This window comes from Pseudomonas bijieensis (assembly GCF_013347965.1).
Classification (GTDB): domain Bacteria; phylum Pseudomonadota; class Gammaproteobacteria; order Pseudomonadales; family Pseudomonadaceae; genus Aquipseudomonas; species Aquipseudomonas bijieensis.
Genome location: NZ_CP048810.1, coordinates 6,302,016 through 6,323,430 on the forward strand (window position 1 = coordinate 6,302,016; position 21,415 = coordinate 6,323,430).

Genomic DNA, 21,415 nt, shown 5'->3' on the forward strand with positions numbered 1-21,415 from the left:
GCGGTCAAGCTCGGATCCGTTACACTGCCCCAACCAAATTCGACCGGGAGAGGGGCATGGGCTGGGATCGGGCAACGCCGTTTATCATTGATCTTCAAGTAAATGCCGAAGATATCGACGGGCTGGGCCATGCCAACAACGCGGTGTACGTCACCTGGCTCGAGCGTTGTGCCTGGCGCCATTCCCAGCGCCTGGGCCTGGATCTGGTGGAGTACCGGCGCCTGGACCGAGCCATGGCGGTGGTGCGGCATGAAATCGATTACCTGGCGGCGGCTTATGAAGGCGACGAGCTTCAATTGGCGACCTGGATCGTCGACTGGGACCAGCGCCTGAAAATGACCCGGCATTTCCAGCTGGTCCGCCCCAGCGACAACACTACCTTACTGCGGGCCCAGACCACATTTGTCTGCATTGAACTGTCCACCGGTCGGCCAAAGCGCATGCCGCAGGAATTCATCGAGGGTTATGGCGTGGCGTTGAATCCATCTGGCATCTTCATAGACTGAACTGCTGCTATCGCGAGCAGGCTCGCTCCCACAGGGATTTGTGGCAGGCTCCAATTCTGTAAACACATTGGAACCATTGTGGGAGCGAGCCTGCTCGCGATGACGGCAGCACATCCAACATCAATGCAAGCTGACCCATCGCTATCGCGAGCAAGCTCGCTCCCACAGGGGATTTATGGTGAATGCCGGCTATGTGGGCAAAATCCGGTAAACTGCCGCACGTTTTTCGTTTGAGTGTGTGTTTCCATGCAAATTGCCCTGGCACCCATGGAGGGGTTGGTCGACAACATCCTGCGGGATGTCCTGACCCATGTTGGCGGTATCGACTGGTGTGTCACCGAGTTCATCCGCGTCAACGACCGTCTGCTCACGCCGGCCTATTTCCATAAGCTCGCCCCTGAACTGTTGACTGGCGCCCGAACTGCTGCCGGTGTACCGCTGCGAGTGCAGCTGCTTGGTTCCGATCCGGTGTGCCTGGCGGAAAACGCGGCGTTGGCCTGCGAGTTGGGCTCAGAGGTGATCGACCTGAACTTCGGCTGCCCGGCCAAGACCGTGAACAAATCCCGGGGTGGGGCGGTGTTGCTCAAAGAACCGGAATTGCTCAACGAAATCGTCGAACACGTGCGTCGTGCGGTGCCAGAACACATCCCGGTCACCGCCAAGATGCGCCTGGGTTTCGATAGCCCGGATGGCGCGTTGGTCTGTGCCACGGCGTTGGCCGAAGGCGGCGCGGCGCACATTGTGGTGCATGCGCGGACCAAGGTGGACGGCTATAAGCCTCCCGCCCACTGGGAGTGGATCCCCAGGGTGCAGGAAGTGGTCAAGGTGCCTGTGTTTGCCAATGGCGATATCTGGAGCGTGGAAGATTGGCGTCGATGCCGTGAAATCAGCGGCGTCGAAGACATCATGCTCGGTCGCGGCCTCGTTTCTCGCCCTGATCTGGCCCGGCAGATCGCCGCGGCCCGGGCTGGTGAGGAAGTGATCGAGATGTCCTGGGCCGATTTGCAGCCGATGCTCCAGGACTTCTGGGTGCAAGTGGTCGAGCAACTGACACCCCGCCAGGCCCCGGGCAGATTGAAACAGTGGCTGGCCATGCTGACGCGCAATTATCCCGAAGCGGTGGCTCTGTTCAGCGCTCTGCGGCGGGAAACCGACCTGGACGCGGTGGGGCATCTGCTGGGTGTGCAGCGCACCGAAGCGGCCTGAAAAAATTTCAAAAAAAGCTCTTGAAAAGTTTTTGGCGAACCCTAGATAAGGGTTACGCGATGCCGAATTCGGGTCGCGGAGACAAAAAAACTTGCTGAATTTTTCAGGAGATTTGAATCATGAGTACTGCATTTTCGCTGGCCCCGCTGTTCCGTTCCTCGGTGGGTTTCGATCGTTTCAACGATCTGTTCGAAACCGCTCTGCGCAACGAACCGGGCAGCAGCTATCCACCCTACAATGTGGAAAAACATGGCGATGACGAATACCGCATCGTGGTCGCCGCCGCCGGGTTCCAGGAAGAAGACCTGGACCTGCAAGTGGAAAAAGGTGTGCTGACCATCAGTGGCGGCAAGCGCGAAGCGAGCAACGACAGCGTGACTTACCTGCACCAAGGTATCGCCCAGCGTGCGTTCAAGCTGTCCTTCCGGTTGGCCGATCATATCGAGATCAAGTCCGCCGGCCTGAGCAACGGTCTGTTGAGCATCGACCTGTTGCGGGTGATTCCGGAAGAGGCGAAAGCCAAGCGCATCCCGATCAACGGGGCGCAGCAGCAACCCGCGTTGCAAAACTGATGCATCGCAACTGAAGAAGGGCGCCAGATGGCGCCCTTCTTCATTTTGGAGAACGGTGGAAGATTAATTGTGGCGAGGGGATTTCATGTGGGAGCAAGGCTTGCCCGCGATAAAAGCGATGCGGTCCTTCAAATACCGAGTCAGGCTGCAGTCGCGAGCAAGCTTTGCTCCCACATAGAACCCCCTCGCCACAAGCGCTCCCCGTAGCGCCTCCATGTCACTGCAACAACCGCTCAAATGCCTCCAGCGGCAACGGCCGGCTGTGCAGGTAGCCTTGGTACAGATGGCAACCCAACCCCTGCAGGAATTGCAATTGCTCCAGGGTCTCCACGCCTTCGGCAATCATCACCAGGTTGAGGCTGCGGGCCATGGCGACGATGGCGCGGATGATCTCCGCGTCGTTGGGGTCGCTGGTGGCGTCGCGCACGAATGACTGATCGATCTTCAGCGTATCCACTGGCAGGCGCTTGAGGTAGGTCAGCGACGAATAGCCGGTGCCAAAATCGTCCATGGCAAAGCTCACCCCGAGTTTCTTGAGCCGGCGCATCTTGGCGATGGTGTCATCCAGGTTCTGGATCACGATGCCTTCGGTGATTTCCAGCTTCAGCAAGGAGCAGGGCAGGCCGTGGGTGGCCAGGCTGCTTTCGATGCGTTCGACGAAGTCGCTTTGGCGGAATTGCCGCGGGCTGATGTTTACACACAGGCTGAATTGCTCCGGATCGATCTTGCCCTTGGCGATCAGTTGCTTGAAGCCATCGCAGGCTTCGTCGAGGATCCAGGTCCCGACTTCCAGGATCAGGCCACTGTCTTCCAGCACCTTGATGAATTCGTTCGGCGATTGGGCGCCCAGATCCGGGTGATGCCAGCGCACCAGGGCTTCGGCACCGACAATGCGGTTGTCCCGGGCATCGACCTGGGGCTGGAAATGCACGCTGAACTCGCCACGGGCCAGGGCCTGGCGCAGGTCGGTCTCCATGCGCAGCCGTTCGCTGGCGGCTTTTTGCATGGTGGTGTGAAACATCTGCGAGGTGTTGCGCCCCGAATCCTTGGCGCGATACAACGCAATGTCGGCGCGCTTGAGCAAATCGGTGGGCGTGGAGCCGTGGTCGGGAATCAGCGCTATACCGATGCTCGGCGTGACCTGCAGTCGCTGGCCATCGAGAAACATCGGCTCCGAAAGCAGTTCGCGCAGGGTGTCGGCCAGGGTTTGCACTTGCTTGCTGACTTCGTTGCGCGAGCCTTCCAGGCCGCTGAGCAGCACCACGAATTCGTCGCCGCCCAGTCGCGCGACGGTGTCTTCCAGGCGCACGCTGGCCTCCAGGCGCGCGGTGATGATTTTCAGCACGGTGTCGCCCACCGGGTGACCGAGGGAATCGTTGATGTGCTTGAAGTGGTCCAGATCGAGAAACAGCAGGGCGCCACGCAAATTATGGCGCTTGAGCAGGGCGATCTGCTGGCTCAGCCGGTCCATCAGCAAGGCCCGGTTGGGCAGGTTGGTCAGTGGGTCGTGATAGGCCAGGTGGCGGATCTGGGCTTCGGCATTGCGTAGCAGGCTCACGTCCCGGGCGGTCAGCAGCAGACACGCCGTTTCATTGAGCGTGATGGGCTCGACCGAGACCTCCACCGTGAGGATTTCCCCCCGTTTATTGCGCCCGAGCATTTCCTGGTGAACGACGCGGCCCTTGAGTTGCAATTCGGCCAGCAGGGCGGCGCGTTGTTTTTCTTCGGCCCAGATCCCCACTTCGTAGACCGTGCGCCCGATCACCTCGTCGGCGCGGTAGCCGGTCAACCGACAGAAGCCGTCGTTGACCTCCAGGTAGCGACCGCTCTTGTGCTCGGTGATGGTGATGGCGTCGGGGCTGGAATGAAACGCCTTGGCGAATTTCTCTTCGCTGGCCTTGAGGGCAGCTTCGGAGCGTTGTTGCTGTGTGATGTCCCGCAAGGTCGTGACGATGCAGGGCTGGTTGCCGACGTTGATCTGCCGGCTGGAAATCACACAGGTCAGCGGCTGGCCGTTCTTATGATGAACGACGATGGCGACATTGTTCAGCGATTGTTCGCGGATCACCCGTTCGATGCGTTGCAGGCTACTGCCCGAGGCGTCCCAGAGGCCGATTTCGTCGGCGCCGAGGCCGATCACGTCGTTGGCGGTCCAGCCGAAGGTCTGGGTGAAGCTTGAGTTGATCTCGAGAAACCGGCCACTGTCCTGGTGGGTGACGCAGATCGGGTCGGGGCTGACCTGGAACAGCGTGGCGAATTTTTCTTCCGAGGCGGCCAGGCTCTGTTCGCGCTCCACTTGGTCGGTGATGTCCAGCAAGGTGCCGGCCATGCGCAAAGGGCTGCCGTCGTCGTTGCGGTAGAGGCGGGCGCGGCTTTCCAGGTAGCGCGAGCTGCCGTCCGGCAGTTGCACCCGGTAGGTCAATTGGTAGTTGCCCGCCGGGCCTTCGCGCAGGCTGCGATAGGCGTTGCGCATGTTGTTGCGTTCTTCCGTGGGGACGCCCTCGAAAAACGCGTCGAACGATTCGTGGAAGGGCTTGGGTTCCAGGCCATGGAGCTGCGCGGCGCGGGCCGAGCCGTAGAGCATGCCGCTGGGAATGTGCCAGTCCCAGGTGCCCAGTTGCGCCGAGTCGAGGGCCAGGTCCAGGCGTTCCTGGCTGTCCTTGAGGGCCTGTTCGGCGAGTTTGCGCTCGGTGGTGTCGAGAAAGGTGCTCAACAGGTAGGGCTGGCCTTCGAGTTCGACTTTTTGCGCACTGAGAATGCCGTTATGAATCTGGCCGTTGCTGGCCCGGAACTCCACCTCCGTGCTCACCAGCTCGCCCTTGGCTTTGGTCGCTTCCACCAGTTTCGCCCGTTGGCTGGGGTCAACCCACAAGCCCAGCTCCAGGGTGGTGCGGCCGATTACGTCATGCACCGGCCAGCCGAACAGGCTTTCGAAATACTGGTTGGCTTCGCTGATCAGCCCGTCCTCCTGGCGGGTCAGCAAGACCATGTTCGGGCACAGATGAAAGAGCGTGGCGAAGCGTTTTTCCGAACTGCGCAGGGCTTGTTCGCGCTCGCGCTGATGGGTGATTTCGCGGATCACCCCGATCATGCGCGGACGGCCATGCTTGTCGGGCAGCACGCTGCCGCTGATCTCCAGCCAGTGCAGGCTGCCATCGGGCCAGACGATGCGGTGGTGCATCGCCTGTTCCAGCGGCGCCCCGGCCACTGCCGCGTGAAAGGCGCGCACGGCCCGGGCCCGGTCTTCGGGCAGCAACAGGTCCAGATAATCCACATCCGCCGGCAATGGCTGGCGCGGATCGAAGCCGAACAGCGCCTGGGTGCCGCGGGACCAACTGATCTGCCCGCTGTCGATGTCCCACGACCAGGCCCCCAGCCGAGCGCCGTTCAGGGCGGCCAGCAACTGCGGCGCGCTGTCCCAGCTTTGCTCGGACCGTTTCGGGTCTAGCGCCTGGATGCGTGGCAAGGGCGGGAGATGGTCAGCGGGTTTGGGCATTTCTGGCGAGCCTTGAGCGGGTTTGGGCATTAAGCACAAGCATCCAAGGCCCTACAGGCGTGGCACAACCTATGCCTTTGTCCCTGGCAAATCGATTTGTGCGTCCAGTAAGGCCATGAAAGCCCGTGCGGCGTTCGACAGCGTCCGTTCGGTGTGCAAGATATAGCCTAGCTGGCGACTGAGTTGTATGCCTGGCAAAGGAATGCGCGCCACCTGTTCGTCGAGCATGGTGCGCGGCAAAACGCTCCAGGCCAGGCCGATGGAGACCATCATTTTTATCGTTTCCAGGTAATTCGTGCTCATGGCGATGTTCGGTGTCAGGCCCTGGGCCTCGAACAGCCGTCGTACGATGTGATGGGTAAAGGTATTGCCCCCCGGGAAAACCGCCGGATGCAAGGCAATGTCCGCCAGGCTGACCGCGCCGTTTTCCAGTAATGCATGCTCGGGGGCGACCACGAAATCCAGGGGGTCGTCCCACACCGGCGTGGCCCTTACCAGCGTGTGGGGTTCGGGGGCGAGGGTGATGACGGCCAGTTCGGCCCGGCCATGGAGGATTTCTTCGTAGGCCACTTCCGAATCCAGGAACTGAATGTCCAGTGCCACCTGGGGGTAGCGGCGGGTGAACTCCCTGAGTAGAGGCGGCAGGCGGTGCAGGCCGATGTGGTGGCTGGTGGCGAGCGTCAGGCGCCCGGTCACTTCGCCAGTCAGGTTGGTCAGGGCGCGGCGGGTGTCGTCCAGCACATTGAGGATTTGATAGGCCCGTGGCAACAGGGCCCGGCCGGCCTCGGTCAGGCCCACTTCACGGCCCAGGCGGTCGAACAGGCGCACCTTGAGTTGTTGTTCGAGGCCTGCAATGCGCTTGCTGATGGCCGGCTGGGTCAGGTGCAGGCGTTCGCCGGCGCCGGAGAAACTGCCCGTCTCGGCGATGGCAATAAAGGCATTGAGATTGGCGAGGTCCATGGCGGTTCCTGTCGAATTCCAGTTGGTTATGCAAAGTATAAAAAATATGAATTTGAGTTATTTAATGTAACCCCATAGGATCAGCCTCACAAGCCAAGGGGTTATTGATTCGTTCAGGCCCGGGGCATAGAAACAAGCTGATGAGGAACCGTCTGATGGCCGGCAAAACGCTCTACGACAAGCTCTGGGATTCGCATTTGGTCAAGCAGCGCGACGATGGCTCGGCGCTGATCTACATCGATCGTCACATCATCCACGAAGTGACGTCGCCGCAAGCCTTCGAAGGCCTGCGCCTGGCCGGGCGCAAGCCGTGGCGCATCGATGCCAACATCGCGACCCCGGACCACAACGTACCGACCACGCCGGAGCGCAAGGGCGGCATCGAAGCCATTGCCGACCAGGTCTCGCGCCTGCAGGTCCAGACCCTCGACGATAACTGTGACGAATATGGCATCGTCGAATTCAAGATGAATGACGTGCGCCAAGGCATCGTCCACGTCATCGGCCCGGAGCAGGGCGCGACCTTGCCGGGCATGACCGTGGTCTGCGGCGACTCGCACACCTCGACCCACGGTGCCTTCGGCGCCCTGGCCCATGGCATCGGCACCTCCGAGGTGGAGCATGTGCTCGCCACCCAGTGCCTGGTTGCCAAGAAAATGAAGAACATGCTGGTGCGCGTCGAGGGCAAGTTACCGTTCGGCGTGACTGCCAAGGACATCGTCCTGGCGGTGATCGGCAAGATCGGTACCGCGGGTGGTAACGGCCACGCCATCGAGTTCGCCGGCAGCGCGATCCGCGACTTGTCCGTCGAAGGCCGCATGACCATCTGCAACATGTCCATCGAGGCTGGCGCTCGCGTTGGCCTGGTGGCTGCCGATGAAAAAACCGTGGAATACGTCAAGGGCCGTCCGTTTTCGCCGAAAGGCGCGGAATGGGACCTGGCGGTCGAGGCCTGGAAAGACCTGGTCTCCGATGCCGATGCCAAGTTCGACACCGTGGTCGAGCTCGACGCGACCCAAATCAAGCCGCAAGTCAGCTGGGGCACTTCGCCGGAAATGGTGCTGGCGGTGGACCAGAACGTACCGGATCCGGCCAAGGAAATGGACCTGGTCAAGCGTGACTCCATCGTCCGCGCCTTGAAATACATGGGCTTGAGCGCCAACCAGGCGATCACCGATATTCAACTCGATCGCGTGTTCATCGGTTCCTGCACCAACTCGCGGATCGAAGACCTGCGCGCCGCGGCGGTGATCGCCAAGGGCCGCAAAGTTGCCTCGACGATCAAGCAGGCCATTGTGGTGCCGGGCTCGGGCCTGGTGAAGGCCCAGGCCGAAGCGGAAGGGCTGGACAAGATTTTCCTCGAGGCCGGTTTCGAGTGGCGCGAGCCAGGGTGCTCGATGTGCCTGGCGATGAACCCGGACCGTTTGGAGTCGGGCGAGCATTGCGCCTCCACCTCCAACCGTAACTTCGAAGGCCGTCAGGGCGCCGGTGGCCGTACGCACCTGGTGAGCCCGGCGATGGCTGCGGCGGCGGCTGTCAACGGCCGTTTCGTCGACGTCCGCGAATTGATCTGAAGGAGCGCAGCATGAAAGCTTTTACCCAGCACACCGGTCTTGTCGCGCCTTTGGATCGTGCCAACGTCGACACCGACCAGATCATTCCCAAGCAGTTCTTGAAGTCCATCAAGCGCACCGGCTTCGGCCCGAACCTGTTCGACGAATGGCGTTACCTGGATGTCGGCCAGCCGTACCAGGACAACTCCAAGCGGCCGTTGAACAAGGATTTCGTGCTCAACGCCGAGCGTTACCAAGGCGCCAGCGTGTTGCTGGCCCGGGAGAACTTCGGCTGCGGTTCGAGCCGCGAGCACGCGCCATGGGCCCTGGAAGAGTACGGTTTCCGCAGCATCATCGCGCCGAGCTACGCCGACATCTTCTTCAACAACAGCTTCAAGAACGGCTTGCTGCCGATCATCCTCAGCGATGTTGAGGTGGATGAGTTGTTCCAGCAGGTCGAAGCCAACCCCGGCTACCAGCTGAAAATCGACCTCGCGGCCCAGACCGTGACTCGCCCCGACGGCAAGGTGTTGGGGTTCGAGATCGATGCGTTTCGCAAACATTGCCTGCTCAACGGCCTGGATGACATTGGCCTGACCTTGCAGGACGGCGAGGCGATTGCCGCGTTTGAGGCCAAGCATCGGGCGAGCCAGCCTTGGTTGTTTCGCGATGCTTGATTTTGCGTAAGGCGTAACGACGCCATCGCGAGCAGGCTCGCTCCCACAGGGATTTTCTTTACGCCGCAAATCCAATGTGGGAGCGAGCCTGCTCGCGATGAGGCCAGAACAGACACAGCCAAAAGGAAGTTCCATGACCAGCACTGCCCACAGTCAGGTTGTACAAAAGCAATTCGGTGAACAGGCCTCGGCCTATCTGAGCAGTGCCGTGCACGCCCAGGGCGCTGAGTTCGCGCTGCTACAGGCTGCGCTGGCTGGCCGTGGCGATGCCCGTGTGTTGGACCTGGGCTGTGGCGCCGGCCATGTGAGTTTCCACGTGGCGCCGCTGGCCGGTGAAGTGGTGGCCTATGATTTGTCCCAGCAGATGCTCGATGTGGTGACTGCGGCGGCCGCGGAGCGGGGCCTGGGCAATATCAGCACGGTGCGCGGTGCCGCCGAGCGTTTGCCCTTCGCCGACGGTGAGTTCGACTTCGTGTTCAGCCGCTATTCGGCGCATCATTGGAGTGACCTGGGCCTGGCGTTGCGGGAGGTGCGTCGGGTGCTCAAGCCGGGCGGGATGATGGCGTTCATTGACATCCTGTCGCCGGGCACGCCGTTGCTGGACACCTACTTGCAAAGCATCGAAGTGCTGCGCGACACCAGTCATGTGCGCGATTATTCGGCCGGCGAGTGGTTGCGCCAGGTCAGCGAAGCGGGGTTGCACACCCGCAGCACCTCACGCCAGCGCCTGCGCCTGGAGTACCACTCCTGGGTCGAGCGCATGCGTACCCCCGAAGTGATGCGTGCGGCGATTCTCCAGCTGCAGCGTTCGATGGGTGATGAAGTGCGTGAATATTTTGAGATTGAGGCCGATGGTTCGTTCAGTACAGATGTACTGGTGCTGTGGGCCGAGCGGTAGCATTTTCCCCGGCCAGCGCCAGAGGCCTGTGTCGACAGAGCAAACGAGGAAAGCATGAGCAAGCAGATTCTGATTCTCCCAGGTGATGGCATTGGCCCGGAAATCATGGCCGAAGCGGTCAAGGTCCTGGAGCTGGCGAACGACAAGTACAGCCTGGGCTTCGAACTCAGCCACGACGTGATCGGCGGCGCGGCCATCGACAAGCATGGCGTGCCCCTGGCCGACGAGACCCTGGACCGTGCCCGTGCCGCCGATGCCGTGCTGCTGGGTGCCGTGGGCGGCCCGAAATGGGACAAGATCGAACGCGACATCCGCCCCGAGCGCGGCCTGCTGAAAATTCGCGCGCAACTGGGCTTGTTCGGCAACCTGCGTCCGGCGATTCTTTACCCGCAACTGGCCGATGCATCGAGCCTGAAGCCGGAAATCGTCTCGGGCCTGGACATCCTCATCGTTCGCGAGCTGACCGGCGGCATCTATTTCGGCGCCCCGCGTGGCACCCGCGAGCTGGATAATGGCGAGCGCCAGGCCTACGACACCCTGCCGTACAGCGAAAGCGAAATCCGCCGTATCGCCCGGGTCGGCTTCGACATGGCCCGCGTGCGTGGCAAGAAGCTGTGCTCGGTGGACAAGGCCAACGTGCTGGCCTCCAGCCAATTGTGGCGCGAAGTGGTCGAGCAGGTGGCCAAGGATTACCCGGACATCGAACTGAGCCACATGTACGTCGACAACGCCGCCATGCAACTGGTGCGCGCGCCGAAGCAGTTCGACGTGATCGTCACCGACAACATGTTCGGCGACATCCTGTCCGACGAAGCGTCGATGCTCACCGGTTCCATTGGCATGCTGCCGTCGGCTTCCCTGGACGCCAACAACAAGGGCATGTACGAGCCATGCCACGGTTCGGCGCCGGACATCGCCGGGCAGGGCATTGCCAACCCGTTGGCGACCATCCTGTCGGTGTCGATGATGCTGCGTTACAGCTTCAACTTGAACGATGCCGCCGACGCGATCGAAAAAGCCGTCAGCGTGGTCTTGGACCAAGGCTTGCGTACCGGTGATATCTGGTCGCAAGGTTGTACCAAAGTCGGTACGCAGCAAATGGGCGATGCAGTAGTCGCCGCGCTGCGGAATCTGTAATCTTTCGGGCCCACTGCTTCGACGGTGGCCCACTTTTGTATAGGTGTAGTTGCGATGAAACGTGTAGGTCTGATCGGTTGGCGCGGCATGGTCGGTTCCGTGCTCATGCAGCGAATGCTGGAAGAGCAGGATTTCGATCTCATTGAGCCGGTGTTTTTCACCACTTCCAATGTCGGTGGCCAGGGCCCATCCGTGGGCAAGGACACCGGTGTGCTCAAGGATGCCTACAGCATTGACGAGCTCAAGACCCTCGACGTGATCCTGACCTGCCAGGGCGGCGACTACACCAGCGAAGTATTCCCCAAGCTGCGTGAAGCCGGCTGGCAGGGTTACTGGATCGACGCCGCCTCCAGCCTGCGCATGCAGGACGATGCGGTGATCATCCTCGACCCGGTCAACCGCAAGGTCATCGACCAGCAGCTGGATGCGGGCACCAAGAACTACATCGGCGGCAACTGCACTGTCAGCCTGATGCTGATGGGCCTGGGCGGCTTGTTCGAAGCCGGGCTGGTGGAGTGGATGAGCGCCATGACTTATCAGGCGGCATCCGGTGCTGGTGCGCAGAACATGCGTGAACTGATCAAGCAGATGGGCGCGACCCACGCCGCCGTCGCCGATGACCTGGCCAACCCAGCCAGCGCCATCCTCGACATCGACCGCAAGGTCGCCGAGGCGATGCGCAGCGATGCCTACCCGACCGAAAACTTCGGCGTACCGCTGGCTGGCAGCCTGATTCCGTGGATCGACAAGGAACTGCCTAACGGCCAGAGCCGTGAAGAGTGGAAGGCCCAGGCCGAAACCAACAAGATCCTCGGTCGCTTCAAGAGCCCGATCCCGGTGGACGGCATCTGCGTGCGCATCGGCGCCATGCGTTGCCACAGCCAGGCGCTGACCATCAAGCTGAACAAAGACGTGCCGATAGCCGACATCGAAGGGCTGATCAGCCAGCACAACCCTTGGGTCAAGCTGGTGCCGAACAACCGCGAAATCAGCATGCAGGAGCTGAGCCCGACCAAGGTCACCGGCACCCTGAATGTCCCGGTGGGCCGTTTGCGCAAACTGAACATGGGTTCGCAATTCGTCGGTGCCTTCACCGTCGGCGACCAACTGCTGTGGGGTGCGGCCGAACCGCTGCGTCGCATGCTGCGGATCCTGCTCGAGCGTTGATCGATTGTCGCTGTGAAAGAACCCGCGCCTTGTGAGAGGTGCGGGTTTTTTATTTGGGGGGCGGTTTTGGGATTTTATGCACCTGAGGCGGCGCCATCGCGAGCAGGCTCGCTCCCACATGGGATCCTTGGTGGCCGCAAAACCTGTGGGAGCGAGCCTGCTCGCGATGGGACCAGCCCAGGCACCGCAAATCCCCCTGCCAATTGCCTGCATACCGACCACCCGATAAAGTGCCGCTCCCCACGTTTTACCTGAGGTAGACCCATGAGCCAGTCCTTTGATATTGCCGTGATCGGCGCCACCGGTACTGTTGGCGAAACCCTCGTCCAGATTCTCGAAGAGCGGGACTTCCCGGTCGGTAACCTGCACCTGCTGGCCAGCAGCGAATCGGCAGGCAGCTCGGTGATGTTCCGCGGCAAAAACGTGCGGGTGCGCGAGGTCGACGAGTTCGATTTCAGCAAAGTCCAACTGGTGTTCTTCGCGGCTGGCCCGGCGGTGACCCTGAGTTTCGCCCCGCGGGCCACGGCAGCCGGTTGTGCGCTGATCGACCTGTCCGGTGCCTTGCCGCCCGAACAGGCGCCGCAGATCGTGCCGGAAGCGAACGCCCAAGTATTGGCTGGCTTGAACAAACCGTTGCAGGTCAGCAGCCCCAGCGCGTCGGCCACGGCCTTGGCGGTGGTGCTGGCGCCGCTGCGTGAATGCCTCGATCTGCAACGCATCAGCCTGACCGCCAGCCTCGCGGTGTCGGCCCAGGGCCGCGTGGCCGTGAGCGAGTTGGCGCGTCAGACTGCCGAGCTGCTCAACGCCCGTCCGCTGGAGCCGAAGTTCTTTGACCGGCAGATGGCGTTCAACCTGCTGGCCCAGGTTGGCGCGCCGGACGAGCAGGGGCATACGCAGCTGGAAAAACGCCTGGTCCGCGAGTTGCGCCAAGTGCTGAATCAGCCTTTGTTAAAGATTTCCGTCACTTGCATTCAAGCCCCGGTGTTTTTTGGCGATAGCTTTAGCGTGACTGTGCAGTCTGCCAAGGCCGTCGACCTGGCCAAGGTCAACGCGGCTTTGGAAGCGGCGCCCGGTATCGAGCTGGTGGAGGCGGGCGATTACCCGACGGCGGTGGGCGATGCGGTGGGGCAGGATGTGGTCTACGTTGGTCGTGTGCGCGGCGGGATCGACGATCCGGCGGAGCTAAATATGTGGCTGACGTCAGATAACGTGCGCAAGGGCGCGGCGCTCAATGCCGTGCAGGTGGCTGAGTTGTTGATAAAAGACTTGCTGTAAAAGATACTTGGCATCAATTTGTCGAATGATTCTAGCTGGGCGCTATGCTTGGCCGGAGTGCTGAAGGCGAACATCCCTCTGGGGGACTTTCCCGGGGCATGAGTGAAATGATCGCGCGCACCGTCGCATCGGGGCTGCGCGCAATGCCTTACGGCAGCGGCATCAATACCTTCTCGCTGGCCGAGGAATGTTCAAACAAAGGAAGAGGCTATGGTTCAAGTTCGCAAACTGGTGTTAGCAATAGCGGCCGCCTCGGCGCTGTCCTCCGGTATGGCGCAAGCGCTCGGGCTCGGGGAATTGACCCTGAAGTCGACGCCGAACCAGCCCTTGGTCGCCGAGATCGAGTTGCTCGACGTCCAGCAACTGACCGCCGCCGAAGTCGTGCCGAGCCTGGCCTCCCCCGAAGACTTCGCCAAGGCTGGGGTCGACCGCCAGGCCTTTCTCAATGACCTGACCTTCACCCCGGTGATCAACGCCAACGGCAAGAGCGTCCTGCGGGTAACCTCCAGCCGTCCGCTGTCCGAACCCATGGTCAAGTTCCTGGTGCAGGTGATGTGGCCCAATGGCCGTCTGCTGCGCGACTACAGCGTATTGCTCGACCCCTCCAAATTCTCGCCACAGGCCGCCGACGCCGCCCGGGCGAAGCCACCCCAGGTTGTGTCCACACCGGTTACCGGCGCCACCAAGCCTTCCCAGTACACCACCACGCCGCGCGATACCCTGTGGGAAATCGCCGCCAAGGTGCGCAACGGCGGGTCGGTCCAGCAAACCATGCTGGCGATCCAGGCGTTGAACCCGAACGCGTTCATCAACGGCAACATCAACCTGCTCAAGACCGGGCAGGTGTTGCGCCTGCCGGATCCGGTGCAAAGCACGGCGTTGCCGCAACCCCAGGCCATCGCTGAAGTGGCTGCGCAGAACGCCGCCTGGCGTTCGGGACGTCGGGGCGTGGCGGGTGCCGGCAAGCAGCAGTTGGATGCCACCAAGCGTGGTCGTGGCGAAGGCGCGCCGGCACAGGCGGCCGGTCGCGACAACTTGAGTCTGGTGTCGGCCGACTCGGCGAAGGCGGGCGGCAAGGGCAAGGGTGCTGCCGGCGATGCCCAGGCGCTCTCCAACAAGCTTGCTGTCACCCAGGAAAGCCTCGATTCGGCGCGCCGGGATAACGAAGAACTGAAAAGCCGCATGGCGGATCTGCAGAGCCAACTGGACAAGCTGCAGCGCCTGATCGAGCTGAAGAACAATCAACTGGCCAAGATGCAGGCCGAAGGCGCCGCCGTTCCGCCAGCCGGCGAGGCACCTGGGGCGATGTCCGCACAGCTGACGCCTGCGCCAGCGGCACAAGCCCCGGCGGCTGCACCGGCACCTGCGCCAGAAGCGACCCCGGAAGCGACACCGCCTGCCGCGCCGGTCGAACCGACGCCTGCCGCGTCCAACGAGCAAAAATACAACGACCTGCTGACCAACCCGATCCTGCTGGGGTTGATTGGCGGCGGTGCACTGCTCCTGCTGTTGCTGCTGTTGTTGCTCGCTCGACGCCGCAAGGCCCAGCAAGAAGCGGAAAAACACTTGCGCATGGCCCGGGCCCTCGAGGAGGAGGCTGACTTCTCCCCGGAGCTCGATCTGCCCCCGAGCAGCTTCGAGGGCATTGAGGTTCCGCCACCTAGCGTAAAACTCGAGCCGAAACCCGCACCCGCGCCTGCGCCGGCCCCCAAGCCAGCCCCGGTGGTCGCGCCTGTGGTGGTCACGCCGCCTATCGCCGCGCCATTGGTGGCTCCGGCCGCCGAGCGTTCCGACGACGTGCTGCCCCAGGCCCAGTCCCATATCGACCGCGGCCGCTTGAACCAGGCAGCCGACCTGCTCGAGCAGGGCATCAAGGCCGAGCCTCAGCGCAGCGACTTGCGTCTGAAGCTGATGGAAGTCTACGGTCAGCAGGGTGACCGCGATGCTTTTGTCGCCCAGGAGCGCCAGCTGGTGGCCAATGGCGAAAACTTCGCCCAGGTCGAACAACTGAAGAGCCGTTTCCCGGCCATGGTGGTCGCCGCTACAGCAGGCCTGGCCGCAGCGACCGTGGCCGCGGAGCTGGATGCGCAGTACGTCAAGGATCTGCTGGAAGACAAGTCGCCAACCGACGAGGAACTCGACAGCGCCTTCGACCTGAGCCTGGATGACCTGGAAACCCCGGTCGCACCGGCCCCCGAGCCTGTCGCGGAGTTGGACGCGTTTCCGGAGGACGACGACCTGAGTTTCGAGTCGGTGCTCAAGCAGCAGACCGAGGCCAACGAAAGCCTGGACGACCTGTCGGAGTTCGACCTGGACCTGGGCGCCGACGCGCCGACGCCGATTCCGGCGCTCGATGACGAAGACTTCCTGCTGGACCTGGACGATGACCTCAAGGGCTTGGACTTGCCTGCGACTGAAACGCCAGCCTTGGCCGATACACCGGCTGACGACCTGGAGCTGCCAGCGGATTTCGATCTGTCCCTGTCCGATGAAATGGATGCCCACGATGCGCCCAAGGACGCCTTCGAGTCCGAGCTGGATGATGTAAACGCCGAGCTGGATCGTTTGTCCGACAGCCTGGGCCAACCGACCTTCACTGCCGAAGATGCCTTGGTCGGCGCTGAAGACGAACCGGACTTCGACTTCCTCAGCGGTACCGACGAGGTAGCCACCAAGCTCGATCTGGCCCAGGCCTACATCGACATGGGTGACAACGACGGCGCTCGCGATATCCTCGGCGAAGTCCTCAGCGAAGGCGACGCGACCCAGAAGAGCGAAGCACAGGAAATGTTGTCGCGCCTGGTCTGAGAGGCTCGGTTCAACAAGAGCGGCAGCCAATGAGGCTGCCGTTTTTGTTTGGGGTTGGGAGGTGATGGTGTTGGGCTAGCCCCATCGCGAGCGGGCTCGCTCCCAAAGGTTTTTGTGTGTAGCGCGCAAAATCTGAATCCAACAGAGCTCTTTGTGGGAGCGGGCTTGCTCGCGAAAGCAGGGTGTCAGTCATGAATTTTTAGCTGGCACACCGTATTCGCGAGCAAGCCCGCTCCCACATGGTATTTGTGTGTTGCGTAAATTCTGAGTCCATCGCCAGCCCCCTGTGGGAGCGAGCCCGCTCGCGATGGCGTCGGCCCGTCCAGCACAGGACTAACGGTTGCACTGGCATCCCGTCCAGCACAGGACTAACGGTTGCACTGGCATCCCGTCCCGACCGCCTTATAATGCCCGCCTTTGCGTACCTCAGCAGGCTGTAATTCCTTGGCAAACATAGACAACCCGGCCGCCGAAATGGCGGCCGACGGCTTTTTTTCCGGATCGCCTTGGGCGTTGAATACAAAGGCTCGCGCTACCGTGGCTGGCAGCGCCAGGCTTCCGGTGTACTGACCGTGCAGGAAACCCTCGAAAACGCACTGTCCAAAGTCGCCGACTCGCCCGTGTCGCTGCATTGCGCCGGCCGTACGGACGCTGGCGTGCATGCCTGCGGCCAGGTGGTGCATTTCGATACCCAGGTCGAGCGTTCGATGAAGGCCTGGGTGATGGGCGCCAACATCAACTTGCCGCACGACGTCAGCGTCAGTTGGGCCAAGGAGATGCCGGCGCATTTCCATGCGCGCTTCAAGGCCATCGCCCGGCGTTATCGCTACGTGATCTACAACGATCAGATCCGTCCGGCGCACCTGAACGAAGAAATTACCTGGAATCACCGCCCGCTGGATGTCGAGCGCATGGCCGAGGCCGCGCAATACCTGGTCGGCGTCCATGATTTCAGCGCGTTCCGAGCTGGCCAGTGCCAGGCCAAGTCACCGATCAAGGAACTGCATCACTTACGCGTGACCCGTCACGGCAAGATGATCGTGCTCGACATCCGCGCCAGTGCCTTCCTGCATCACATGGTGCGCAACATCGCCGGCGTATTGATGACCATTGGGGCCGGCGAGCGCCCGGTGGAATGGGTCAAGGAAGTGCTCGACAGTCGTATCCGCCGTTCCGGTGGCGTCACGGCGCACCCGTTTGGCTTGTACCTGGTGCAGGTCGAATATCACGATGAATTCGAGTTGCCACAGCGTTACATAGGGCCACATTTCCTTACGGGCTTCTCGGAACTCGACGGCTGACGCCCCGCGCAGCATTTGCTACCATCCGGGACTTTCACGGATTTGCCTGAGGTTTTAGCCACCATGCCGGTCGTTCGCAGCAAGATTTGCGGGATCACCCGCGTCGAGGACGCGTTGGCGGCGGTCGAGGCCGGGGCCGATGCCATCGGGCTGGTGTTTTACGCCAAGAGTCCGCGGGCGGTGACGGTGCAGCAGGCGAGGGCGATCGTCCAGGCCTTGCCGCCATTCGTGACTCCCGTGGGCCTGTTCGTCAACGCCAGTCGTTGCGAGCTAGGCGAGATTCTCGATGCGGTGCCGCTGGGTTTGTTGCAGTTCCATGGCGACGAGACCCCGGCCGATTGCGAAGGCTGGCATCGTCCGTACATCAAGGCGTTGCGGGTCAAGGCCGGCGACGACATTGCCGCCCGTTGCGAGGCCTTCGCCAGTGCCAGCGGCATTTTGCTGGACACTTATGTGGAAGGTGTTCCTGGCGGTACCGGCGAAGCCTTCGACTGGTCGCTGGTGCCACAAGGCCTGGGCAAACCGATCATCCTGGCCGGTGGCCTGACGGCGGAAAACGTCGCCGCGGCCATTCGTCAGGTTCGCCCTTACGCAGTGGATGTGAGCGGTGGGGTGGAACAGGGCAAGGGCATCAAGGACCCGGCAAAGATTCGTGCATTCATGGCCGCTGTACGCAGTAGCCAGTCGTCAATGTGACGGCTGGCAGACTGCCGCCGTCCATACCAGCACTGTACAAAGCAGGCAGGCGCCGCCTCCGGGTGGGCCGATAACGTAGGGGTGACCGCGGTGCAGCGGTTGCCGGGATGGCTGAGGAGGTTGGGCTGCATGCAGGTCATGTTTCGCGCTGACCGTGGTGGCCTTCGATCCTCGCCGCACAATGAATTTAGCTCAAGGGCATACGCGGGGCCGCGAACCAGAGCGTTCGGGCCGCCGGTACTGGAGAAAGAAGCATGAGCAACTGGTTAGTAGACAAACTGATCCCTTCGATCATGCGTTCCGAGGTGAAGAAAAGCTCGGTGCCTGAAGGTCTGTGGCACAAATGTCCATCCTGCGAGGCGGTGCTGTACCGTCCTGAGCTGGAAAAGACCCTGGACGTTTGCCCCAAGTGCAACCACCACATGCGTATCAGTGCGCGTGCCCGTATCGATATTTTCCTGGACGCTGAAGGTCGTGTGGAATTGGGCGCCGACCTGGAGCCTGTGGACCGCCTGAAATTCCGCGACGGCAAGAAGTACAAGGACCGCCTGACCGCGGCCCAGAAGCAGACCGGCGAAAAAGACGCCCTGGTGTCCATGAGCGGCACTTTGCTGGGCATGCCAGTGGTGGTTTCGGCCTTCGAGTTCTCCTTCATGGGCGGTTCCATGGGCGCCATCGTTGGCGAGCGTTTCGTTCGCGCAGCCAACCATGCCCTGGAAAACCGTTGCCCGATGATCTGCTTCTCCGCTTCCGGCGGTGCGCGGATGCAGGAAGCGCTGATCTCCCTGATGCAAATGGCCAAGACCTCCGCGGTGCTGGCGCGTCTGCGTGAAGAAGGCATTCCGTTCATCTCGGTACTGACCGACCCGGTCTACGGCGGTGTTTCCGCCAGTCTGGCCATGCTCGGCGACGTGATCGTCGGCGAGCCGAAAGCCCTGATCGGCTTCGCCGGCCCACGCGTGATCGAGCAGACCGTGCGTGAAAAGCTGCCGGAAGGCTTCCAGCGCAGTGAGTTCCTGCTGGAGCACGGCGCCATCGACATGATCATCCATCGCCAGGAGCTGCGTCCGCGCCTGGGCAACCTGCTGGCTCAACTGATGGGGCTGCCGACACCGAAATTCGTCGCCGCACCGATCGAGCCGGTCGTGGTTCCGCCGGTGCCTGCAGGCCTATGATCCAACGTACCCTGGGCGACTGGCTTGCCTACCTCGAGCAGTTGCATCCATCGGCCATCGACATGGGGTTGGAGCGCTCGCAAGCGGTAGCGTCCCGCATGGGACTCGCCAAGCCCGCGCCCCGGGTCATCACCGTCACCGGCACCAACGGCAAGGGTTCGACCTGCGCCTTCATGGCCTCGCTGCTGCGGGCCCAGGGGCTGAGCGTCGGTGTCTACAGTTCGCCGCACCTGCTGCGCTATAACGAGCGGGTGCAAGTGAACGGCGTCGAAGCCACAGACGCCCAGCTGTGCGAAGCCTTCGCCGCGGTGGAAGCCGGGCGTGGCGATACAACCCTCACATATTTCGAGATGGGCACCCTGGCGGCGTTCTGGTTGTTTGCCCGTGCCGGTCTCGATGCGGTGGTGCTGGAAGTCGGCCTGGGCGGGCGGCTGGATACGGTCAACCTGGTGGACGCAGACATTGCACTGGTCACCAGTATTGGCGTGGACCATGCCGATTACCTGGGCGATACCCGCGAATCCGTGGCCTTCGAAAAGGCCGGCATCTTTCGCCAGGGCGCGCCTGCACTCTGCGGCGATCTCAATCCGCCCCAACCGTTGCTGGACAAGGTTCGCGAACTGAGTTGCCCGTTTTTTCTGCGCGGGCGGGATTTCGACCTGGCGATGACCGAGCAGCATTGGCAATGGCGCGGCAGCGACCTGCGGGGCAATCCGGTGGAGTTGCGCGATCTGCCGCTGTTGGACCTGCCGATGGAAAACGCCGCGTTGGCGCTCCAGGCCTATCTGCTGCTGGGCTTGCCCTGGGATGCCGGGCAAATCGTCCAGGCGTTGCAGGCGACTCGTGTGGTCGGGCGCCTCGATCGTCGTCAGTTCGATTGGCAAGGCAAGCGCCTGAACCTGTTACTGGATGTCGGCCATAACCCCCACGCAGCGCAGTACCTGGCCGAGCGCCTGGCGCGGCGGCCGGTGGTGGGGCAACGCCTGGCGGTGTTCGGGTTGCTGTCCGACAAGGATCTGGATGGCGTTGTCGAGGCGTTGGGTGCTAGTGTCCAGCACTGGGCGGTGACGCCACTGGATTCGCCGCGCTCACGTACGGCGGAGCAGTTGCAGGAAGCCTTGCAGCGTCGCGGTGCTTCAGTGCAAGCCTACGCCAGTGTGGCCGACGCCCTGGAAGGGCAGTGCGCCCTGGCGACGGCCGATGATGAAATTCTGCTGTTCGGATCATTTTTTTGTGTTGCCGAGGCCCTTCAATGGTTGGCCCGGCGCTCCACGGAGGAGACTGCAGATGGCATTGCTGGATAAGGCGTACAAGCAGCGCATGGTCGGGGCCCTGGTGTTGGTGGCCCTGGCGGTGATTTTCCTGCCGATGCTGTTTTCCCGCCAGGATGAGCAGCGCCAGGTCACAGTCGACGCGCCGGCCGCGCCCCAGGCGCCTTCAGTGCCGCCGGTGCAGGTTGAGCCAGTGGTTGTGCCCGAGCCTCAGGCGTTGCCTCAGGAACCGGTGCCAAGCGACGAGGAGCTGGCTGAGCAACCTGCTGCGCCTTCCACGCCTATTGCGCCCGCTCCTGCCCCGGCCGCGCCAAGCAAGCCGACTGTCGCGCCAGTGCCTGTTCCAGCAGCGCCAGCGGTCAAGCCGGCCCCGAGCCAGCCGATCACCGCGGCACCCGCCAAGCCGGACACGACCCCGAGTCGTGTGGATGCTAATGGCCTGTCGGTCAGTTGGTCGGTGCAGCTGGCCAGCCTGACCAGTCGCGAAAGTGCCGAGAACTTGCAGAAAACCCTGCGCAGCCAGGGCTACAACGCCTACATCCGTTCCGCCGATGGCAAGAACCGGGTGTTTGTCGGTCCGCTGATCGAGCGTGCCGAGGCTGACCGCCTGCGTGATCTGCTCAGTCGCCAGCAGAACCTCAAGGGGTTCGTCGTGCGCTTCCAGCCAGAACGCGGCTAACAGCGATTTAGTGGATTTGAATCGTGCAGCTTACCGAC

General features: G+C 62.2%; 16 protein-coding genes and 1 pseudogene. 15 read left to right on the plus strand and 2 right to left on the minus strand.

The window, feature by feature from the left end; translation table 11 throughout:
• Nucleotides 1-56: 56 nt before the first annotated feature.
• The 3 genes from GN234_RS27965 to GN234_RS27975 all read left to right on the plus strand — a co-directional run bounded on the left by GN234_RS27965 (nucleotide 57) and on the right by GN234_RS27975 (nucleotide 2,284).
• Nucleotides 57-506, plus strand: a complete 450-nt coding sequence (locus tag GN234_RS27965; RefSeq protein ID WP_116833051.1) for an acyl-CoA thioesterase — start codon at nucleotides 57-59, stop codon at nucleotides 504-506.
• A 246-nt stretch (nucleotides 507-752) separates the two neighbouring features.
• Complete coding sequence (locus tag GN234_RS27970; RefSeq protein WP_176689381.1) at nucleotides 753-1,712, plus strand: tRNA dihydrouridine synthase; 960 nt, start codon at nucleotides 753-755, stop codon at nucleotides 1,710-1,712.
• Between the two features lie 119 nt (nucleotides 1,713-1,831).
• Nucleotides 1,832-2,284: an Hsp20 family protein gene (locus GN234_RS27975; protein ID WP_003203872.1), complete on the plus strand. Its 453-nt coding sequence runs from the start codon at nucleotides 1,832-1,834 to the stop codon at nucleotides 2,282-2,284.
• A gap of 217 nt (nucleotides 2,285-2,501) precedes the next feature.
• On the opposite strand, the gene GN234_RS27980 is transcribed toward GN234_RS27975, so the two are convergent.
• Together GN234_RS27980 and GN234_RS27985 are read right to left on the minus strand one after the other, a co-directional pair.
• Nucleotides 2,502-5,780: an EAL domain-containing protein gene (locus GN234_RS27980; protein ID WP_176689382.1), complete on the minus strand. Its 3,279-nt coding sequence runs from the start codon at nucleotides 5,778-5,780 to the stop codon at nucleotides 2,502-2,504.
• 69 nt (nucleotides 5,781-5,849) lie between these two features.
• Nucleotides 5,850-6,740, minus strand: coding sequence for a LysR family transcriptional regulator (locus GN234_RS27985; RefSeq protein WP_109754595.1), 891 nt, complete (start codon nucleotides 6,738-6,740; stop codon nucleotides 5,850-5,852).
• 155 nt (nucleotides 6,741-6,895) lie between these two features.
• On the opposite strand from GN234_RS27985, the gene leuC reads away from it, so the two are divergent.
• The 12 genes and pseudogenes from leuC to GN234_RS28045 all read left to right on the plus strand — a co-directional run bounded on the left by leuC (nucleotide 6,896) and on the right by GN234_RS28045 (nucleotide 21,377).
• Nucleotides 6,896-8,314: a 3-isopropylmalate dehydratase large subunit gene (gene leuC, locus GN234_RS27990; protein WP_003179747.1), complete on the plus strand. Its 1,419-nt coding sequence runs from the start codon at nucleotides 6,896-6,898 to the stop codon at nucleotides 8,312-8,314.
• 11 nt (nucleotides 8,315-8,325) lie between these two features.
• Entirely contained in the window at nucleotides 8,326-8,970 is a 645-nt protein-coding gene (leuD, locus tag GN234_RS27995; RefSeq protein WP_176689383.1) for a 3-isopropylmalate dehydratase small subunit, read from the plus strand.
• Between the two features lie 133 nt (nucleotides 8,971-9,103).
• Nucleotides 9,104-9,868 carry a class I SAM-dependent methyltransferase gene (locus tag GN234_RS28000; RefSeq protein ID WP_109754598.1) on the plus strand — a complete coding sequence of 255 codons (765 nt, stop codon included), beginning with the start codon at nucleotides 9,104-9,106 and terminating at the stop codon, nucleotides 9,866-9,868.
• A gap of 54 nt (nucleotides 9,869-9,922) precedes the next feature.
• On the plus strand, nucleotides 9,923-11,005 hold the full coding sequence (leuB, locus tag GN234_RS28005; protein WP_109754599.1) for a 3-isopropylmalate dehydrogenase: 1,083 nt from the start codon (nucleotides 9,923-9,925) through the stop codon (nucleotides 11,003-11,005).
• Between the two features lie 54 nt (nucleotides 11,006-11,059).
• Nucleotides 11,060-12,172, plus strand: coding sequence for an aspartate-semialdehyde dehydrogenase (gene asd, locus GN234_RS28010; protein ID WP_109754600.1), 1,113 nt, complete (start codon nucleotides 11,060-11,062; stop codon nucleotides 12,170-12,172).
• Nucleotides 12,173-12,436: 264 nt separating this feature from the next.
• Nucleotides 12,437-13,447, plus strand: a complete 1,011-nt coding sequence (locus GN234_RS28015) for an aspartate-semialdehyde dehydrogenase (RefSeq protein ID WP_109754601.1) — start codon at nucleotides 12,437-12,439, stop codon at nucleotides 13,445-13,447.
• 210 nt (nucleotides 13,448-13,657) lie between these two features.
• Complete coding sequence (locus GN234_RS28020; RefSeq protein WP_109754602.1) at nucleotides 13,658-16,255, plus strand: FimV/HubP family polar landmark protein; 2,598 nt, start codon at nucleotides 13,658-13,660, stop codon at nucleotides 16,253-16,255.
• Between the two features lie 474 nt (nucleotides 16,256-16,729).
• A pseudogene (truA, locus tag GN234_RS28025) lies at nucleotides 16,730-17,556 on the plus strand (tRNA pseudouridine(38-40) synthase TruA).
• Between the two features lie 63 nt (nucleotides 17,557-17,619).
• Nucleotides 17,620-18,252 (plus strand): phosphoribosylanthranilate isomerase, encoded by a 633-nt coding sequence (locus tag GN234_RS28030; RefSeq protein WP_109754603.1) that lies wholly within the window; start codon nucleotides 17,620-17,622, stop codon nucleotides 18,250-18,252.
• 254 nt (nucleotides 18,253-18,506) lie between these two features.
• On the plus strand, nucleotides 18,507-19,427 hold the full coding sequence (accD, locus tag GN234_RS28035; RefSeq protein ID WP_109754604.1) for an acetyl-CoA carboxylase, carboxyltransferase subunit beta: 921 nt from the start codon (nucleotides 18,507-18,509) through the stop codon (nucleotides 19,425-19,427).
• Nucleotides 19,424-20,731, plus strand: a complete 1,308-nt coding sequence (gene folC / locus GN234_RS28040; RefSeq protein WP_109754605.1) for a bifunctional tetrahydrofolate synthase/dihydrofolate synthase — start codon at nucleotides 19,424-19,426, stop codon at nucleotides 20,729-20,731. Before accD ends, folC begins: the two co-directional genes overlap by 4 nt.
• Nucleotides 20,715-21,377, plus strand: a complete 663-nt coding sequence (locus GN234_RS28045; protein ID WP_176689384.1) for an SPOR domain-containing protein — start codon at nucleotides 20,715-20,717, stop codon at nucleotides 21,375-21,377. Before folC ends, GN234_RS28045 begins: the two co-directional genes overlap by 17 nt.
• Nucleotides 21,378-21,415: the final 38 nt, after the last annotated feature.